At 57.2% G+C, this 15659-nt stretch carries 15 protein-coding genes; 3 read left to right on the forward strand and 12 right to left on the reverse strand.

The window, feature by feature from the left end; genetic code table 11:
* Nucleotides 1–2: 2 nt before the first annotated feature.
* The 11 genes from atpG to mnmG form a co-directional block, all read right to left on the reverse strand.
* A complete protein-coding gene (atpG, locus tag JFV30_RS28915) occupies nucleotides 3–863 on the reverse strand; it encodes a F0F1 ATP synthase subunit gamma (protein WP_003213547.1) in 861 nt (286 codons plus the stop codon).
* A 50-nt stretch (nucleotides 864–913) separates the two neighbouring features.
* Nucleotides 914–2458, reverse strand: a complete 1545-nt coding sequence (gene atpA / locus JFV30_RS28920) for a F0F1 ATP synthase subunit alpha (RefSeq protein WP_003213549.1) — start codon at nucleotides 2456–2458, stop codon at nucleotides 914–916.
* 21 nt (nucleotides 2459–2479) lie between these two features.
* Nucleotides 2480–3016, reverse strand: coding sequence for a F0F1 ATP synthase subunit delta (locus JFV30_RS28925; RefSeq protein WP_003213551.1), 537 nt, complete (start codon nucleotides 3014–3016; stop codon nucleotides 2480–2482).
* A 12-nt stretch (nucleotides 3017–3028) separates the two neighbouring features.
* Nucleotides 3029–3499 carry a F0F1 ATP synthase subunit B gene (locus JFV30_RS28930; protein ID WP_008439543.1) on the reverse strand — a complete coding sequence of 157 codons (471 nt, stop codon included), beginning with the start codon at nucleotides 3497–3499 and terminating at the stop codon, nucleotides 3029–3031.
* Nucleotides 3500–3555: 56 nt separating this feature from the next.
* Nucleotides 3556–3813 (reverse strand): F0F1 ATP synthase subunit C, encoded by a 258-nt coding sequence (gene atpE, locus JFV30_RS28935; RefSeq protein ID WP_002555987.1) that lies wholly within the window; start codon nucleotides 3811–3813, stop codon nucleotides 3556–3558.
* Nucleotides 3814–3946: 133 nt separating this feature from the next.
* The gene (gene atpB / locus JFV30_RS28940) at nucleotides 3947–4816 is read right to left on the reverse strand and encodes a F0F1 ATP synthase subunit A (protein ID WP_010168470.1); all 870 of its coding nucleotides are present in this window, start codon (nucleotides 4814–4816) and stop codon (nucleotides 3947–3949) included.
* A gap of 16 nt (nucleotides 4817–4832) precedes the next feature.
* Entirely contained in the window at nucleotides 4833–5240 is a 408-nt protein-coding gene (locus tag JFV30_RS28945; RefSeq protein WP_010168472.1) for a F0F1 ATP synthase subunit I, read from the reverse strand.
* 148 nt (nucleotides 5241–5388) lie between these two features.
* Nucleotides 5389–6261 carry a ParB/RepB/Spo0J family partition protein gene (locus tag JFV30_RS28950; RefSeq protein ID WP_063033750.1) on the reverse strand — a complete coding sequence of 291 codons (873 nt, stop codon included), beginning with the start codon at nucleotides 6259–6261 and terminating at the stop codon, nucleotides 5389–5391.
* Nucleotides 6262–6270: 9 nt separating this feature from the next.
* A complete protein-coding gene (locus tag JFV30_RS28955) occupies nucleotides 6271–7068 on the reverse strand; it encodes a ParA family protein (protein WP_003213559.1) in 798 nt (265 codons plus the stop codon).
* A gap of 18 nt (nucleotides 7069–7086) precedes the next feature.
* The gene (rsmG, locus tag JFV30_RS28960; RefSeq protein ID WP_201125769.1) at nucleotides 7087–7731 is read right to left on the reverse strand and encodes a 16S rRNA (guanine(527)-N(7))-methyltransferase RsmG; all 645 of its coding nucleotides are present in this window, start codon (nucleotides 7729–7731) and stop codon (nucleotides 7087–7089) included.
* Nucleotides 7728–9620, reverse strand: a complete 1893-nt coding sequence (gene mnmG, locus JFV30_RS28965) for a tRNA uridine-5-carboxymethylaminomethyl(34) synthesis enzyme MnmG (RefSeq protein WP_010168477.1) — start codon at nucleotides 9618–9620, stop codon at nucleotides 7728–7730. The genes rsmG and mnmG overlap by 4 nt, the downstream gene beginning before the upstream one ends.
* Nucleotides 9621–10206: 586 nt before the next feature.
* Between mnmG and JFV30_RS28970 the strand changes: the two genes are divergently transcribed.
* From JFV30_RS28970 to JFV30_RS28980, 3 genes are all read left to right on the forward strand, one after another.
* Nucleotides 10207–10713, forward strand: coding sequence for a sigma-70 family RNA polymerase sigma factor (locus JFV30_RS28970; RefSeq protein ID WP_010168479.1), 507 nt, complete (start codon nucleotides 10207–10209; stop codon nucleotides 10711–10713).
* Nucleotides 10713–11657, forward strand: coding sequence for a FecR domain-containing protein (locus JFV30_RS28975; protein WP_201125770.1), 945 nt, complete (start codon nucleotides 10713–10715; stop codon nucleotides 11655–11657). Before JFV30_RS28970 ends, JFV30_RS28975 begins: the two co-directional genes overlap by 1 nt.
* Before the next feature lie 93 nt (nucleotides 11658–11750).
* A complete protein-coding gene (locus tag JFV30_RS28980) occupies nucleotides 11751–14192 on the forward strand; it encodes a TonB-dependent siderophore receptor (RefSeq protein WP_201125771.1) in 2442 nt (813 codons plus the stop codon).
* A gap of 23 nt (nucleotides 14193–14215) precedes the next feature.
* Here JFV30_RS28980 and mnmE read toward each other — a convergent pair whose 3' ends face one another.
* Nucleotides 14216–15586, reverse strand: a complete 1371-nt coding sequence (mnmE, locus tag JFV30_RS28985) for a tRNA uridine-5-carboxymethylaminomethyl(34) synthesis GTPase MnmE (RefSeq protein WP_201125772.1) — start codon at nucleotides 15584–15586, stop codon at nucleotides 14216–14218.
* Nucleotides 15587–15659 lie beyond the last annotated feature (73 nt).

Consider the following 15659-nt stretch of genomic DNA (forward strand, 5'->3'; position numbering starts at 1 on the left):
CGTTAAACCGCGGCAGCGCCGCCGACGATTTCCGAGATCTCTTGGGTGATCGCAGCCTGACGCGCCTTGTTGTAGATCAGCTGCAAATCGCTGATCAAATCACCGGCGTTGTCGGTAGCGTTCTTCATCGCGATCATCCGCGCAGCTTGTTCAGCCGCGTTGTTCTCGACCACCGCCTGGTACACCTGCGACTCCACGTAGCGCACCATCAAGCCGTCAAGCAGCTCTTTGGCGTCTGGTTCGTAGAGGTAGTCCCAGTGGTGCTTGAGTTCTTGTTCCGGGGCGGCCACCAATGGAATCAACTGCTCCACGGTAGGCTGTTGCGTCATGGTGTTGATGAACTTGTTGGATACCACGGACAGGCGGTCAATCCGGCCTTCCAGGTATGCATCCAGCATCACTTTGACGCTGCCGATCAAATCATTGATCGACGGTTCTTCACCCAGGTGGCTGATAGCTGCAACGACGTTACCGCCGAAGTTGCGGAAAAAGGCCGCACCCTTGCTACCGACCACACACAGATCGATCTCGACGCCTTTTTCGCGGTTTACCGCCATGTCCTTGACCAGGGCCTTGAACAGGTTGGTATTCAAACCACCGCACAAACCACGGTCACTGCTCACCACGACATAACCGACGCGCTTTACTTCGCGATCGATCATGAACGGGTGGCGATATTCCGGGTTGGCGTTGGCCAGATGACCAATAACCTGGCGGATACGCTCCGCGTAGGGACGGCTAGCAGCCATGCGCATTTGTGCCTTGCGCATTTTGCTGACCGCCACTTTTTCCATGGCGCTGGTGATCTTTTGCGTGCTTTTGATGCTCGCAATCTTACTGCGAATCTCTTTTGCGCCTGCCATGTAACACCTATCAGGTTAGCAAGCGGGAGCCTCGCGGCCCCCGCTGCGGCTTACCAGGTTTGGGTGGCCTTGAACTTCTCGATACCGGCTTTGATGCCAGCGTCGATGTCGTCATTGAAGTCACCCTTCACGTTGATCTTCGCCATCAATTCGGCGTGATCGCGGTTGAAGTAAGCAATCAGCGCTTGTTCGAAGCTGCCGACCTTGGTGATTTCAACGTCGGTCAGGAACCCACGCTCAGCGGCATACAGCGACAGCGCCATGTCAGCGATCGACATTGGTGCGTATTGCTTCTGCTTCATCAGCTCGGTAACGCGCTGACCATGCTCAAGTTGCTTACGGGTCGCTTCGTCCAGGTCAGAAGCGAACTGGGCGAATGCCGCCAGTTCACGGTACTGAGCCAGAGCGGTACGGATACCACCGGAGAGCTTCTTGATGATCTTGGTCTGAGCGGCACCACCCACACGGGATACCGAAACACCGGCGTTCACTGCAGGACGGATCCCGGAGTTGAACATGGCCGATTCCAGGAAGATCTGACCGTCGGTGATGGAAATCACGTTGGTCGGAACGAACGCGGAAACGTCGCCAGCCTGGGTTTCGATGATCGGCAGTGCGGTCAGGGAACCGGTTTTGCCGGTCACTGCGCCGTTGGTGAACTTCTCTACGTATTCTTCCGAAACGCGGGATGCGCGCTCCAGCAGACGGGAGTGGAGATAGAACACGTCGCCTGGGTAAGCTTCACGGCCTGGTGGACGGCGCAGCAGCAGGGAAATCTGGCGGTAAGCCACTGCTTGCTTGGACAGATCGTCATAAACGATCAGCGCGTCTTCACCGCGGTCGCGGAAGTATTCGCCCATGGTGCAACCGGAGTACGGTGCCAGGAACTGAAGTGCAGCGGATTCGGAAGCACTGGCGGCCACGACGATGGTGTTAGCCAGGGCGCCGTTTTCTTCCAGCTTGCGAACCACGTTGGCGATGGTCGATTGTTTCTGACCGATAGCTACGTAGACGCAGAAAATCCCGCTGTCTTTCTGGTTGATGATCGCGTCGATCGCCAGAGCGGTTTTACCGATCTGACGGTCACCGATGATCAGCTCACGCTGGCCACGGCCGACAGGAATCATGGCATCGACAGCCTTGTAGCCAGTCTGTACAGGCTGGTCTACCGACTTACGCCAGATCACGCCTGGAGCAACTTTCTCGACCGCATCGGTCTCGGTGTTGTTCAGCGGACCTTTGCCGTCAACTGGGTTACCCAGTGCGTCGACAACGCGACCCAGCAGTTCCTTACCCACCGGAACTTCCAGGATGCGGCCTGTGCACTTGGCGCTCATGCCTTCAGCCAGAGTCTGGTAGGAGCCCAATACAACGGCACCTACAGAGTCTTGCTCCAGGTTGAGGGCCATACCGTAGACGCCGCCCGGAAACTCGATCATCTCGCCGTACATTACGTCGGCCAGACCGTGAATCCGCACGATGCCGTCAGATACGCTGACGACAGTGCCTTCGTTACGGGCTTGGGAGGTCACATCGAGCTTGTCGATGCGGCCCTTGATAATTTCACTTATTTCGGAAGGATTGAGTTGCTGCATTGCTCTGCTGCCCCTTCAAACTCAAGATTTCAATGCTTCGGCAAGATTCGCGAGTTTGCCGCGAATCGAGCCATCGATAACCAGGTCGCCGGCGCGAATGATGACACCACCAATCAGTGTGGCATCCTCCGCAACTTGCAGGCGCACTTCCCGGTCGAGTCGTGCACTGAGAACCTTGGCGAGTTTGTCTTGCTGTTCTTGGTTCAATGCAAAAGCACTGGTCACTTCAACATCTACCGATTTCTCTTGTTCGGCCTTGTACAGGTCAAACAGAGCGGCGATCTCCGGCAGAAGCGGGAGACGGTCGTTTTCGGCAACGACGTGGATGAAGTTCTGCACTTTTACATCAAACTTGTCGCCGCACACGTCAATAAACGTGGCGGCCTTGTCTGCGCTCGTCAGTCGCGGGGCCTTGAGCACGCGCTGCATGGTGTCGTCTTGCGACACTGCTGCAGCCAGGCCGAGCATGGCTGACCAAGAGGCCAGCTGCTGGTGGGCCTGGGCGTGCTCGAAGGCTGCCTTAGCGTAAGGTCGGGCCAACGTGGTCAATTCTGCCATGATCGCCCTCGCTTAAATTTCAGCAGCCAGTTTGTTTACCAGCTCCGCGTGCGCGTTTTGATCGATTGTGGCACCCAGGATCTTCTCAGCACCGCCGACGGCCAGAGCACCCAGTTGGGCACGCAGCGCATCTTTGACACCGTTCAGTTCCTGCTCGATCTCGGCTTGAGCCTGAACCTTCACACGGTCAGCGTCGATACGGGCTTTTTCAACAGCCTCTTCAACGATCTGGTTACCGCGTTTCTTGGCTTGCTCAATGATTTCAGCTGCCTGAGCTTTCGCTTCGCGCAGTTGCTGACCCGCTTTATCTTGGGCCAACTCCAGGTCGCGAGCTGCTCGTGCGGCAGCGTCCAGTCCGTCTGCGATCTTCTTCTGACGTTCGTGCAAAGCCGCGATGACCGGAGGCCATACGAACTTCATGCAGAAAACTACAAAAATCAAGAACGCTAAGGACTGACCAATAATGGTTGCATTAATGTTCACGCCAATACCTCGCTCGTTCGTTGCACAACACACCAATCACTCGAAAAAACGAGTGATTAACCGGCGAGTTGACCAACGAAGGGGTTCGCGAAGGTGAAGAACAGAGCGATACCAACACCGATCATGGTCACGGCGTCGAGCAGGCCGGCGACGATGAACATTTTAACTTGCAGCATTGGAACCATTTCTGGCTGACGCGCTGCGCCTTCCAGGAACTTGCCGCCCAGCAGGCCGAAACCAATGGCAGTACCCAGGGCGCCCAGGCCGATCAACAGTGCAACAGCGATAGCGGTTAGACCAACTACAGTTTCCATCTTTCCTCCCGACTTTTACGTCGTATGGTTTAGGTTTTTTAGATTTTAAAGCGGTAAAACAAATCGTTTCATAGCCCTTCAGGGCTACCCTCCCGTTTGACCGGGAGGGACATCAGACTAGTCGAGACTGGTCTTAATGGTTCTCTTCGTGCGCCATCGACAGGTAGACGATGGTCAGCATCATGAAGATAAACGCCTGCAGGGTGATGATCAGGATGTGGAACACAGCCCACGCCCACTGCAGAACAATGCCCAGGCCGCTAAGCCAGAGCAGACCACTGCCGAACATCACAGCGATCAGAATGAACACCAGCTCGCCGGCATACATGTTGCCGAACAGTCGCAAGGCCAGGGAAATCGGCTTGGCAACCAGGGTCACGAATTCCAGCAGGAAGTTCACCGGGATCAGCAGGGCTTGAACGAAGATGTTCTTGCTGCCGAACGGGTGCAGGGTCAGTTCGCCGATGAAGCCGCCGATGCCCTTGATCTTGATGCTGTAGAAAATGATCAACGCAAACACCGACAGGGCCATGCCCAGGGTGGCGTTAGGGTCCGTGGTCGAAACCGCACGGAATGGAATGTGCTGATCGCCGGAGATCAGGATGGCCAGCTGAGGAATCCAGTCGACCGGGATCAGGTCGACGGCGTTCATCAGGAACACCCAGACGAAGATGGTCAGTGCCAACGGTGCAATCACCGCGCTACGACCATGGAAGCTGTCCCGCACGCTGCCATCGACGAATTCGACCAATACTTCAACGAAGTTCTGCAAAGCACCTGGCTGACCGGAAGTCGCCTTCTTTGCCGCCATGCGGAAAATCAGGACGAAGATCAGACCCAATGCGACAGACCAGCCCAGTGTATCCAGGTGGAATGCCCAGAAGCCCATTTCTTTGGCTTCTGCTGCGGAGTGGGCAAAGCCCCAGCCGCCGTTGGGAAGCTGACCGAAGGTCAGGTTCTGCAAGTGGTGCTGGATATAGCCCGAAGCGGTTGTTTCTGCCATGGTTGCCTCAAACGCCCTAAGGTTTCGAAAGTCTTGTTTTCATTAGCAGGGGAGCGAACCAGCTGACCAGTTGGGTCAACACGAAGACGCCGAATACAGCCAGCGGCGCCAATGGCTTCACACCTGCAAAGGTCAGTGCAAACAGCACTGCCGTCAAAATCAGTTTCCCTGCCTCGCCGGCATAAAAAGACCGGACGATAGCCTGGGCTGCTCGGGCGCCGGAAAACCGAAAGGCCCTGTGAGCAAAATACATATTGGGCAGCAAGGCTATCAGGCCTCCGCAGAGTCCTGAGTATCCGGCTACGACTCCATACCAATACCAGAGCGCCAAAGAGGCGATCAGTAAAATGACAAATTGAGCCAATAAAACCGGGAAAACGGCCAAGCGATGGAACGGCAACGTGTTTGGCGTGCGGGTTTCCATCACTCTTGCTCCTCAATGGTCGGCTGCCGGAAATCAATAACTTGGCATAATTTGTGCCGACAAAATGCGCGCAGAGTATAGGGGCGGTTCTGCCCCTATTCAACTGCCGGGTAGTGATTTCCGACTGCGCGCTACAGAAGCAATTGTTTCAGCGGATGTGGGCAAGGACGCCCTGAAGCTCATCCAATGAGTTATATCCGATGACCAATTGGCCTTTGCCTTTCTTGCCGTGGCGAATTTGCACCGCAGAGCCTAGGCGTTCGGCCAGGCGCTGCTCCAGTCGTGCAATATCCGGATCAGGTTTGGCGGTTTCGACCGGTGCAGGTTTGCCACTGAGCCACTGGCGAACCAGGGCCTCGGTCTGACGAACGGTGAGGCCTCGTGCGACAACGTGTCGCGCCCCCTCAACCTGTTGATTTTCCGGCAAACCGAGCAAAGCACGGGCATGACCCATTTCCAGGTCGCCATGGGAAAGCATGGTTTTGATGACTTCCGGCAGCGCGATCAGCCGCAGCAGGTTGGACACGGTAACCCGTGACTTGCCCACCGCATCCGCGACTTCCTGCTGAGTCAGTTTGAATTCCTGCTGCAAACGCTGCAGGGCGATCGCTTCCTCGATCGGATTGAGGTCTTCGCGCTGGATGTTCTCGATCAGCGCCATGGCGATGGCGGTTTCATCCGGCACATCGCGCACCATCGCCGGGATGGTTTCCTTGCCAGCCTGTTGGCTCGCGCGCCAGCGGCGTTCGCCGGCGATGATTTCAAAGCGGCCCGCACCAATCGGGCGCACCACGATCGGCTGCATCACACCCTGGGCCTTGATCGAATTCGCCAACTCTTCCAGCGCCTGGGGGTCCATGTCCCGGCGCGGCTGGTATTTGCCGCGCTGGATCAGGTCCAGCGGCAGGTGCTGCAGCTCACGCTCGTCAGCCTGCACCGCTTGTTCTTCGAGCGAAGTGACAGTCGGACCACTCAGCAGTGCATCCAGTCCACGTCCGAGACCTCGTTTCTTGACGGCCATGGGGATTCCTTAAGTTGGCTGGGCTGCAGCGGTGCGTGAATTGCGGCGTTGACGACGAACCATCTCGCCGGCCAGAGCCAGATAGGCAATGGCGCCGCGGGATGACTTGTCGTACGCCAGCGCGGGCATGCCATAGCTTGGCGCTTCGGCCAGGCGGATGTTGCGTGGAATCACGGTGTCATAGAGCTGATCGCCGAAGTGTTCCTTGAGCTGTGCCGACACATCGTTCATCAGGCTCAGGCGCGGGTCATACATGGTCCGCAGCAGGCCTTCGATTTGCAGGTTCGGGTTGAGCAACTCGGCGATACGCTTGATGTTATCCACAAGGTCGCTCAGCCCTTCCAGCGCGAAGTACTCGCACTGCATGGGGATAATCACCCCGTCGGCGGCGACCAATGCGTTCAACGTCAGCATCGACAGCGACGGCGGGCAGTCGATCAAAATGTAGTCGTAATTCTCGCGGATCGGCGCCAACGCGCTGCGCAGACGGCTTTCTTTCATCTGCATTTCCAGCAGCACCACTTCCGCCGCGGTCAAATCGCGGTTGGCCGGCAGCAGTTGATAACCGCCGTGCTCGGAAAAATGCATGGCCTGGGCCAGATCACACTCGCCAATCAGCAAGTCGTAGACCGAGTTTTCCAGGCCGTGTTTATCCACACCGCTACCCATGGTGGCGTTGCCCTGTGGATCGAGATCGATCAACAGCACCCGACGCTTGGTAGCGACCAGGGATGCTGCGAGGTTGATGCAGGTGGTGGTTTTGCCCACGCCACCTTTCTGGTTCGCTATCGCGAATACCTTAGCCATTCTTGCTTGTGTTCCCAATCATGCCGTGCGGCGCAGTATCAGCAGATGGCGTTGGCCTTGGCAACCGGGTACGGCCAAGGCGTGTTCGCTATCGAGGTGGAAGTCTGCCGGCAATGCTAACAGCTCGTCGCTTGGATGAACGCCCTTCATTGCCAGCCAACGGGTATCGCGGTCGCCAAGGTGGCGGGTCCAGTTGCTGAAGTTCTCCATGCTGCTGAAGGCCCGGGAAACAATTCCGTTGAAGGGCTGTTCAGGCGTGAAGGCTTCGACGCGACTGTGGATAACTTGCAGGTTATCCAACTTGAGTTCGAGTTTGACCTGGGTCAGGAAGCGGGTTTTCTTGCCGTTGCTGTCCAGGCACCTCACCTGCGACTCGGGAAATAGGATCGCCAACGGGATGCCGGGCATGCCGCCGCCGCTGCCAACGTCGAGCCAACGGCCGTTTTCGATAAACGGCATCACGCTGAGGCTGTCGAGCAAATGGCGAGAAACCATTTCGTCCGGATCACGCACCGCAGTGAGGTTGTAAGCCTTGTTCCATTTGATCAACAGGGCCAGATAACCCAGCAGCAACTCGTGCTGGGCTTCGGTCAGGTCGACGCCAAGCTGGCGAGCACCTGTGGATAACTCTTCGGCGTGTTGCGAGGTGACCAACGAACTCAAGCGCTTTGCTCCAACTGACGGCCCGCGCCGCGTTTTTTCAAATGAATCATCAACAGCGAAATGGCTGCCGGCGTGACACCCGGGATACGGGACGCCTGGCCCAGGGTCTCAGGTCGAGTTATCCCCAGCTTGCTTTGAATCTCTTTCGACAGACCGGAAATATTTGTGTAATCGATATCCACAGGCAGCCTGGTGTCTTCGCTGGCCCGCAGACGAGCGATCTCATCCTGCTGGCGGTCAATGTAACCGGCGTATTTGGTCTTGATTTCGACCTGCTCGGCGACCTGTGGATCTTCTGCACCACCGCCGGTAACCGAGATCAGACCAGCGTAGTCGATTTCCGGACGGGACAGCAGATTCAGCAAGTTGTACTCGTGAGTCAGCGGCGTGCCGAATTTTTCGGCAATCGCATCGCCTTGCTCGGTGCCCGGACGAACCCAGGTACTTTTCAGGCGTTGCTCTTCCAGTTCGATGCTTTCGCGTTTTTTGCAGAAGGCAGCCCAGCGCACGTCGTCGACCAAACCCAGCTCGCGACCTTTCTCGGTCAGGCGCAGGTCGGCGTTGTCTTCCCGCAGGATCAGGCGATATTCGGCCCGGGACGTAAACATCCGGTACGGTTCCTGGGTTCCGAGGGTGATCAGGTCGTCGACCAACACGCCGATGTACGCCTCATCGCGACGCGGGCACCAGCTGTCTTTGCCCTGTGCACGCAGTGCGGCGTTGGCTCCGGCCAGCAAACCCTGGGCACCGGCTTCTTCGTAACCGGTGGTGCCGTTGATTTGGCCAGCAAAGAACAAACCGCCGATCACCTTGGTTTCCAGGCTGTATTTCAAGTCACGTGGGTCGAAGTAGTCGTACTCGATGGCGTAGCCAGGTCGCACGATATGAGCGTTTTCCATACCGCGAATCGACTGCACGATCTGGATTTGCACGTCGAACGGCAGGGAAGTGGAAATCCCGTTCGGATACAGCTCGTGGGTGGTCAAACCTTCCGGCTCGATGAAGACCTGGTGGCTTTCCTTGTCGGCAAAGCGGTGGATCTTGTCTTCGATCGACGGGCAATAGCGTGGGCCAATACCTTCGATCACCCCGGAATACATTGGCGAACGGTCGAGGTTCGCGGCAATGATTTCGTGGGTACGGGCATTGGTGTGGGTAATCCAGCAACTGACCTGCTTCGGATGCTGTTCCTTGGAGCCCATGAACGACATGACCGGGATCGGTGTATCGCCGGCTTGCTCGGTCATTACCGAAAAATCCACCGAACGGCCATCGATACGCGGCGGCGTACCGGTTTTCAAACGACCGACACGCAGCGGGAGTTCGCGAAGGCGCTGAGCCAGGGCGATTGACGGCGGATCACCGGCGCGACCACCGGAATAGTTCTGCATACCGATGTGGATAAGTCCGCCGAGGAACGTACCGGTGGTCAACACCACGGATTCTGCGAAGAAACGCAGGCCCATTTGCGTGACAACACCGCGTACCTGGTCCTGCTCAACGATCAGGTCATCGGCTGCCTGCTGAAATATCCACAGGTTCGGCTGGTTTTCCAGGGTTTCGCGAACAGCGGCCTTGTAAAGGATCCGGTCGGCTTGAGCACGAGTCGCTCGCACGGCCGGGCCTTTGCGGCTGTTCAATACGCGAAATTGAATACCACCTTTGTCGGTAGCCATGGCCATCGCGCCGCCCAGGGCATCGATTTCCTTGACCAGGTGGCTTTTGCCAATCCCGCCAATCGCGGGGTTGCAGCTCATGGCGCCGAGGGTTTCCACGTTATGCGTCAGCAACAGGGTTTTTGCCCCCATGCGTGCTGACGCCAGTGCTGCCTCGGTACCGGCATGACCGCCGCCGATGACGATCACTTCAAAACGGGAAGGGAAATCCACCACGCACCTCGTGCCTGCTTCTGTAGGTAATTAGGAATGAGCGTTCGAGATCAGGTTTTCGAACGAGTCGGCAAGTATAGGGACTTCGCCCTTCCTAAAGAACCCTTTGCACAAAATTTAACCAGCTGTGGATGAGTCACGGACAATAGAAATTAAAAGAGAGAAATTTATTAAATCTTTGTTTTTATGTTTATTTCTACTGAGGCCTGTTTCTGTGGATAGATCTCTACAGGCCTTTATTTACCTTATGTACAGAGATTCAAAAGTCTGTGGTTAGGTGCCAAGGAGGCCCTTGGATAAGTGGTCTAAGCCTGTGGATTAAACAGGTGGTTATCCACAGAGGGGTTTTTACTCAGGTTTTAGGCCCTGTTATCAACTGGGCACAGGGGCGGTTATTCACAGGGCTTAATCCACAGAAAATACGGATTACGATAAGTTTCAGGCACACGGCGGCCTCCAAGAATCTTCGGATAGGCAGGAAACGCTTCGTTTGCATTTGTGAAACGGGTTGATGGCAGGCCTATTGTGAGAAAGCGTCACGGCAGTTAATAATAGTTATTATCATTAACCTACCTCGTCACCTCTCATGGCCCTCCCCCCGCATACCATCGCAGTCCAGCACATCTATGAGCAGCACCATTCGTGGTTGCACAGCTGGCTCAAGGGAAAGTTGCATAACGCCTGCGATGCAGCCGATGTGGCACACGATACGTTCGTGCGGATCCTGGGTGGCCGCAATGCGGCGCAGATCCTTGAGCCCCGGGATTATCTGGCCACTGTCGCCAGGGGACTGGTGATTGACCGCTATCGCCGCCGCGCCATTGAACAAGCCTATCTGCAAACCCTCGCAGACCGGCCAGAAGCAACCGCAATCAGTGAAGAAGACAAGGCGATCATCATTGAAACCCTCGTGGCTGTAGATAAAGCCTTGCATGGGCTGGGTGAGCGGGCTCGGCGAATTTTCATGCTATCCCAGGTCGAAGGCCTGACTTATCAACAGATCGCCGATCAGCTGCGGGTCTCGCTGACCACCGTCAAGAAACATATGGTCCGCGCCCTGACAGAATGCGCCCTGATCATGGCGGGCGCGTAATGGCCGCCCCGGATCGCAAGACGTTCGAAGCCGCCGCCAGTTGGTACGTGCAATTTCAATCGCAACCACCGACACCTGCGGAACACAGTGCCTGGCAGCAATGGCTCAACGGCGATCCTTCCCATCAGGCGGCCTGGAACCAGATGGAACAGTTGCAACGTGGCCTCGGTGTGCTACCCAAGGATTTCACCCGTCGCGCGCTCTCGACCAGTCAACAGCGGCGCCAAGTGCTCAAGCTGATGTTGATGCTCGGCGCCGCCGGGTACTTGGGGTGGAACGTTCAACAACACACGTCCCTGGGCAACCTTTGGGCTGACTATCGAACCAAGGTCGGCGAACGACGGCGAATCGAGTTGGCCGACGGTACTCAAATTGACCTCAATACCCATACTGCTATCGACGTACTTTTCGATGGGCAGCAGCGACTGGTCCGTTTGCGTGAGGGGGAAGTACTTATCCACACCGGCAAGTCGGGGCGGCAAACACCGTTTTATGTCGAAACCCGTGAAGGCCGTATTCAAGCTTTAGGCACGCGGTTCACTGTTCGCCAATTGCAGGGGTCAACCCGGGTTGGCGTGTTGGATGACCGGGTCAGCGTGCAACCCGTCGACCAACCGGGTCATGGCCGACTGCTCGGCCCCGGTGAGACTGCCGATTTCGGCACGCTAGACGTAGGCCCCAGCCATATCTATCGCAGGAACCAAGCCGCATGGGTTGACGGGCAACTGATCGTTCTGGACGCGCGACTGGGGGATGTCATCGACGAACTCGCGCGCTATCGGCCGGGCGTCATGCAGTGCGACGCCGCATCAGCCCGGCTGCGGGTGTCCGGCACCTTCCGCCTCGATTCCACCGACGCCGTACTGGCAAACCTGCAGGTCACGTTGCCGATCCAGGTGAAGTATTTCACCCGCTACTGGGTCGCCGTTACGCTTACAGGTTAATCCCGAAAAAATACTCTCAGCAGGGGTTATCTTTTTTTTACCTGGCGCGGCCCTACAGGTAATCACGATGCTACCTTCAGGGCTTACTCACACATGCGCCTTCCTACAAAATTTCGCCAGCGTCTCTCCTATCACGGCATCACGTATGGCTTGCTGCTGACCACGGCAGCGACTGCCAGCACCTTGTCATGCACCCAGGCGATTGCTGCCAGCTCGGTGCAACATTACGTGATCGCCCCCGGGCCACTCGACAATGCCTTGAGCCAGTTCGCGGCGAAGGCCAATGTGATTTTGTCATTCTCGCCGCAGCAGACGGCGCGCTTGCAAAGTCCTGGGCTGGAAGGTGACTACTCGGTGGAACAAGGGTTTGCGTTATTGCTGCAGAACTCGGGATTGCAGGCGGCGGCTCAAGGCCCCGGCAGCTATGCGCTGCAGCCGGCCACGAGCGGGGAACAACTCATGTTGGCCCCGACTACTGTCAGCGCTTATCAACAGGCCGGTTTCAATCAGGAGATTGCCGGGGACGTAGGTTACAAGGCGCAAAACAGCCGAATCGGTACCAAGACCAGCACACCGTTGTCGGAAACTCCGCGCTCGGTGTCAGTGGTGACCGGCCAGCGCATCAAGGATCAAAAATCCCAGACGCTCACCGAAGTGCTGGGCTATGTGCCGGGAATCTTTGCCCCTCCCTTTGCTGCGGGCGACGGCCTGGCCGGTGACCTGTTCTTCATTCGCGGCTTCAACGCCACGGATTATGGCTACGGCCTGCTGCGCGATGGCTTGCGAGTACAAGGCAACCGGTATGACACCACCAGCGAACCTTATGGGCTGGAACGGGTAGAAATATTCCGTGGCCCTTCTTCCCTGCTCTACGGCGAAAATGCACCCGGTGGTCTGGTCAACCTGGTGAGTAAACACCCGACAGCTACGCCACAAGGCGAAGTTCAGCTGACCTACGGTTCGAATAATCGCCGCCAGGTGGGTGTGGATATCTCCGGTCCGTTGAACGACAACGACAATATTCTTGGACGCGTGGTGATGCTCGGCAGGAAGTCCGACACCCAGACCGATCACGTTCCCGATGACCGCCTGTATATCGCACCATCCCTGACCCTCAATTTCGACGACTACAACACCCTGACGCTGCTGGCCAACTACCAGAAAGACCACACTAATCTTGAACTTGGCCTACCTGCCGCCGGCACGTTACTGACCAACCCCAACGGGAAGCTCTCCAAGCACACCATGCTCGGTGACCCGGACTGGAACACCTTCGAACGGGAAACCTGGAGCACCGGCTACGAGTTCAGCCACAGCTTCAACGATGACTGGCAGTTTCGGCAGAACTCGCGCTACATGCAGTCGCGAATCACCCGCCATGAAACCTGGCCAGGCAACCTGAATAATGCGGGGTTCGGCACCCAGCTGAACATGAATGCCTACGACCGCTACAACAAATCGATGGTCTACTCGCTGGATAACCAGTTGGAAGGCAAATTCCAGGTGGGTGGCCTGGAAAATACCGTGCTGTTTGGTGCCAGCTATGACCGTACCTCGTTCAGCCAGGATTGGAATGCCGGATTTGCAGGCACGATCAATGTGTATAACCCGGTGTACCTGAAGGACCCATTGACGCCTCTCGCGGTGCAAAACACGTTGCTCGAACAGCAGATGAAAGGCGTTTATGCACAGGTCCAGAGCAAGTATGACCACTGGTTATTCTTGCTCGGCGGGCGCCAGGACTGGGTCGACAGTGATTTTCGCGACAAGGTGGCCAAGGCCGGCAATATCAGCTCTGAAGACCGCAAATTCACCTATCAGGGCGGGATCATGTACCAGTTCGACAACGGCCTGACGCCGTATGTCAGCTACTCGACTGCGTTCGTCCCTGTACAGCAGATCTCCAATGCCGGCACACCGCTGGACCCGATCACCAGCAGTCAATACGAAGTAGGCCTCAAGTACGAGCCGATCGGCTGGGACACGGCGATGACGTTGTCGGTATATGACCTGCGCAAGCAGGACGACACGTACCTCGACGCCACTACCAATACCTACCGCCAGGTTGGCGAAAGTCGGGCCAAGGGCGTGGAAGTTGAGGTCAACAGCAACCTCACACCTAATTTGAACGTGACTGCGGCCTACACCTACACCGATGCTCGAATTACCAAGGATTCGGCAACGTCGCTCGTGGAAGGTCACCAAATGACCGGTGTCCCACGTAATCAGGCTTCGGTCTGGGGCAAGTACCGCTTTCTTGATGGCCAACTTAAGGGCTTGTCCGTGGGCGGCGGCATCCGCTACTTCGACAGCACTTTCGCTTACACCGCGCCTTCCCTTTACGGGAAGCTGGATGCTGGAAGCGTAACCTTGGTGGATGCCGCCATCGGTTACCAGATTGACAAGCACTGGTCGGTGGACGTGAACGCGAAGAACCTGTTCGACAAGGAGTATGTGTCCGGCTGCAACGATGCGGGCCGCTGCTATTGGGGTGAAAGCCGGACGCTACTCGGAACGGTTTCGTACAACTGGTGACGTGTCAGCTGTGGATAACCCGGCTATTTCCCGATACAGAAGCTTGAAAAAATTCGCCCCAACAAATCATCGGAGCTGAATGCGCCGGTGATCTCACCCAACAGCTGCTGCGCTTGACGTAAATCTTCAGCCAGCAGCTCACCGGCTCCTGCCAGCGTCAGCTGCGCGCGGCCATGCTCGAGGGCGGCGCTGGCATGCCGTAGCGCCTCCAAGTGCCTGCGACGAGCGCTGAAGCTGCTTTCCGAGGTCTGCTCGTAGCCCATGCACGCTTTCAGATGATCGCGCAGCAGTTCCAGCCCCTCTCCCGCAGACTTGGCACTTAAGCTGATAGTCACGTGGCCGTCCTCACTGACTTCCAGGGCGATCGCCTCGCCCGTCAGGTCGGCCTTGTTTCGAATCAGCGTAACCTTGGCCGGGTCTGGCCGTTGTTCGAGAAATTCCGGCCACAGCGCAAACGGATCTGCTGCCTCTGGCGCGGTGGCATCCACTACCAGCAGCACACGATCGGCCTCTGTGATCGCCTTCAAAGCGCGTTCCACGCCGATCTTTTCCACCTGGTCATCGGTGTCACGCAGCCCAGCCGTGTCTACCACATGCAGTGGCATGCCATCGATGTGGATATGTTCGCGCAAAATATCCCGCGTAGTGCCGGCGATCTCGGTGACGATGGCTGCTTCTCGCCCGGCCAACGCGTTCAGAAGGCTCGACTTGCCGGCGTTGGGCCGGCCGGCAATCACCACGGTCATACCGTCACGCAGCAAGGCACCTTGCCCCGCTTCACGCAGTACTGTGGATAACTCGTCACGGACTTTGTCCAGCATCGCCAGGACATGGCCATCGGCGAGGAAGTCGATTTCTTCCTCCGGGAAATCAATTGCAGCCTCAACGTAGATGCGCAAGCCGATCAACTGCTCGGTGAGGTTATGCACACGCAGGGAAAAAGCGCCCTGCAGCGAACGCAAGGCATTGCGCGCCGCTTGTGCAGAACTGGCTTCGATCAGGTCGGCAATCGCCTCGGCCTGCGCCAGGTCGAGCTTGTCGTTGAGAAACGCACGTTCACTGAATTCGCCCGGGCGTGCCAGGCGGCATCCCAATTGCAGGCAACGCTGCAGCAGCATATCCAGAACGATCGGGCCACCGTGGCCCTGGAGTTCCAGGACGTCCTCGCCGGTAAATGAGTTCGGACCCGGGAAATAAAGGGCAATACCTTCATCGAGCACTCCTTCATCGGCCCCCAGAAAAGGCCCGTAATGCGCATACCGAGGCTTCAGCTCCCGCCCAATGACGGCCTGGGCTGCCACGCCGGCGAGCGGCCCGGAAATACGTACGATACCGACACCACCACGACCTTGAGCGGTGGCGACAGCGGCGATGGTTTCACGAGGAGCACTCATGGCGGGTACCCGGATAAAAGTGACGGAAAGCAAAACGCCCCACTAGGGGGCGTCTTGAGTGGTGTTATCCACA

The organism is Pseudomonas sp. TH32, from assembly GCF_016650855.1.
In the GTDB taxonomy this organism is placed as follows: domain Bacteria; phylum Pseudomonadota; class Gammaproteobacteria; order Pseudomonadales; family Pseudomonadaceae; genus Aquipseudomonas.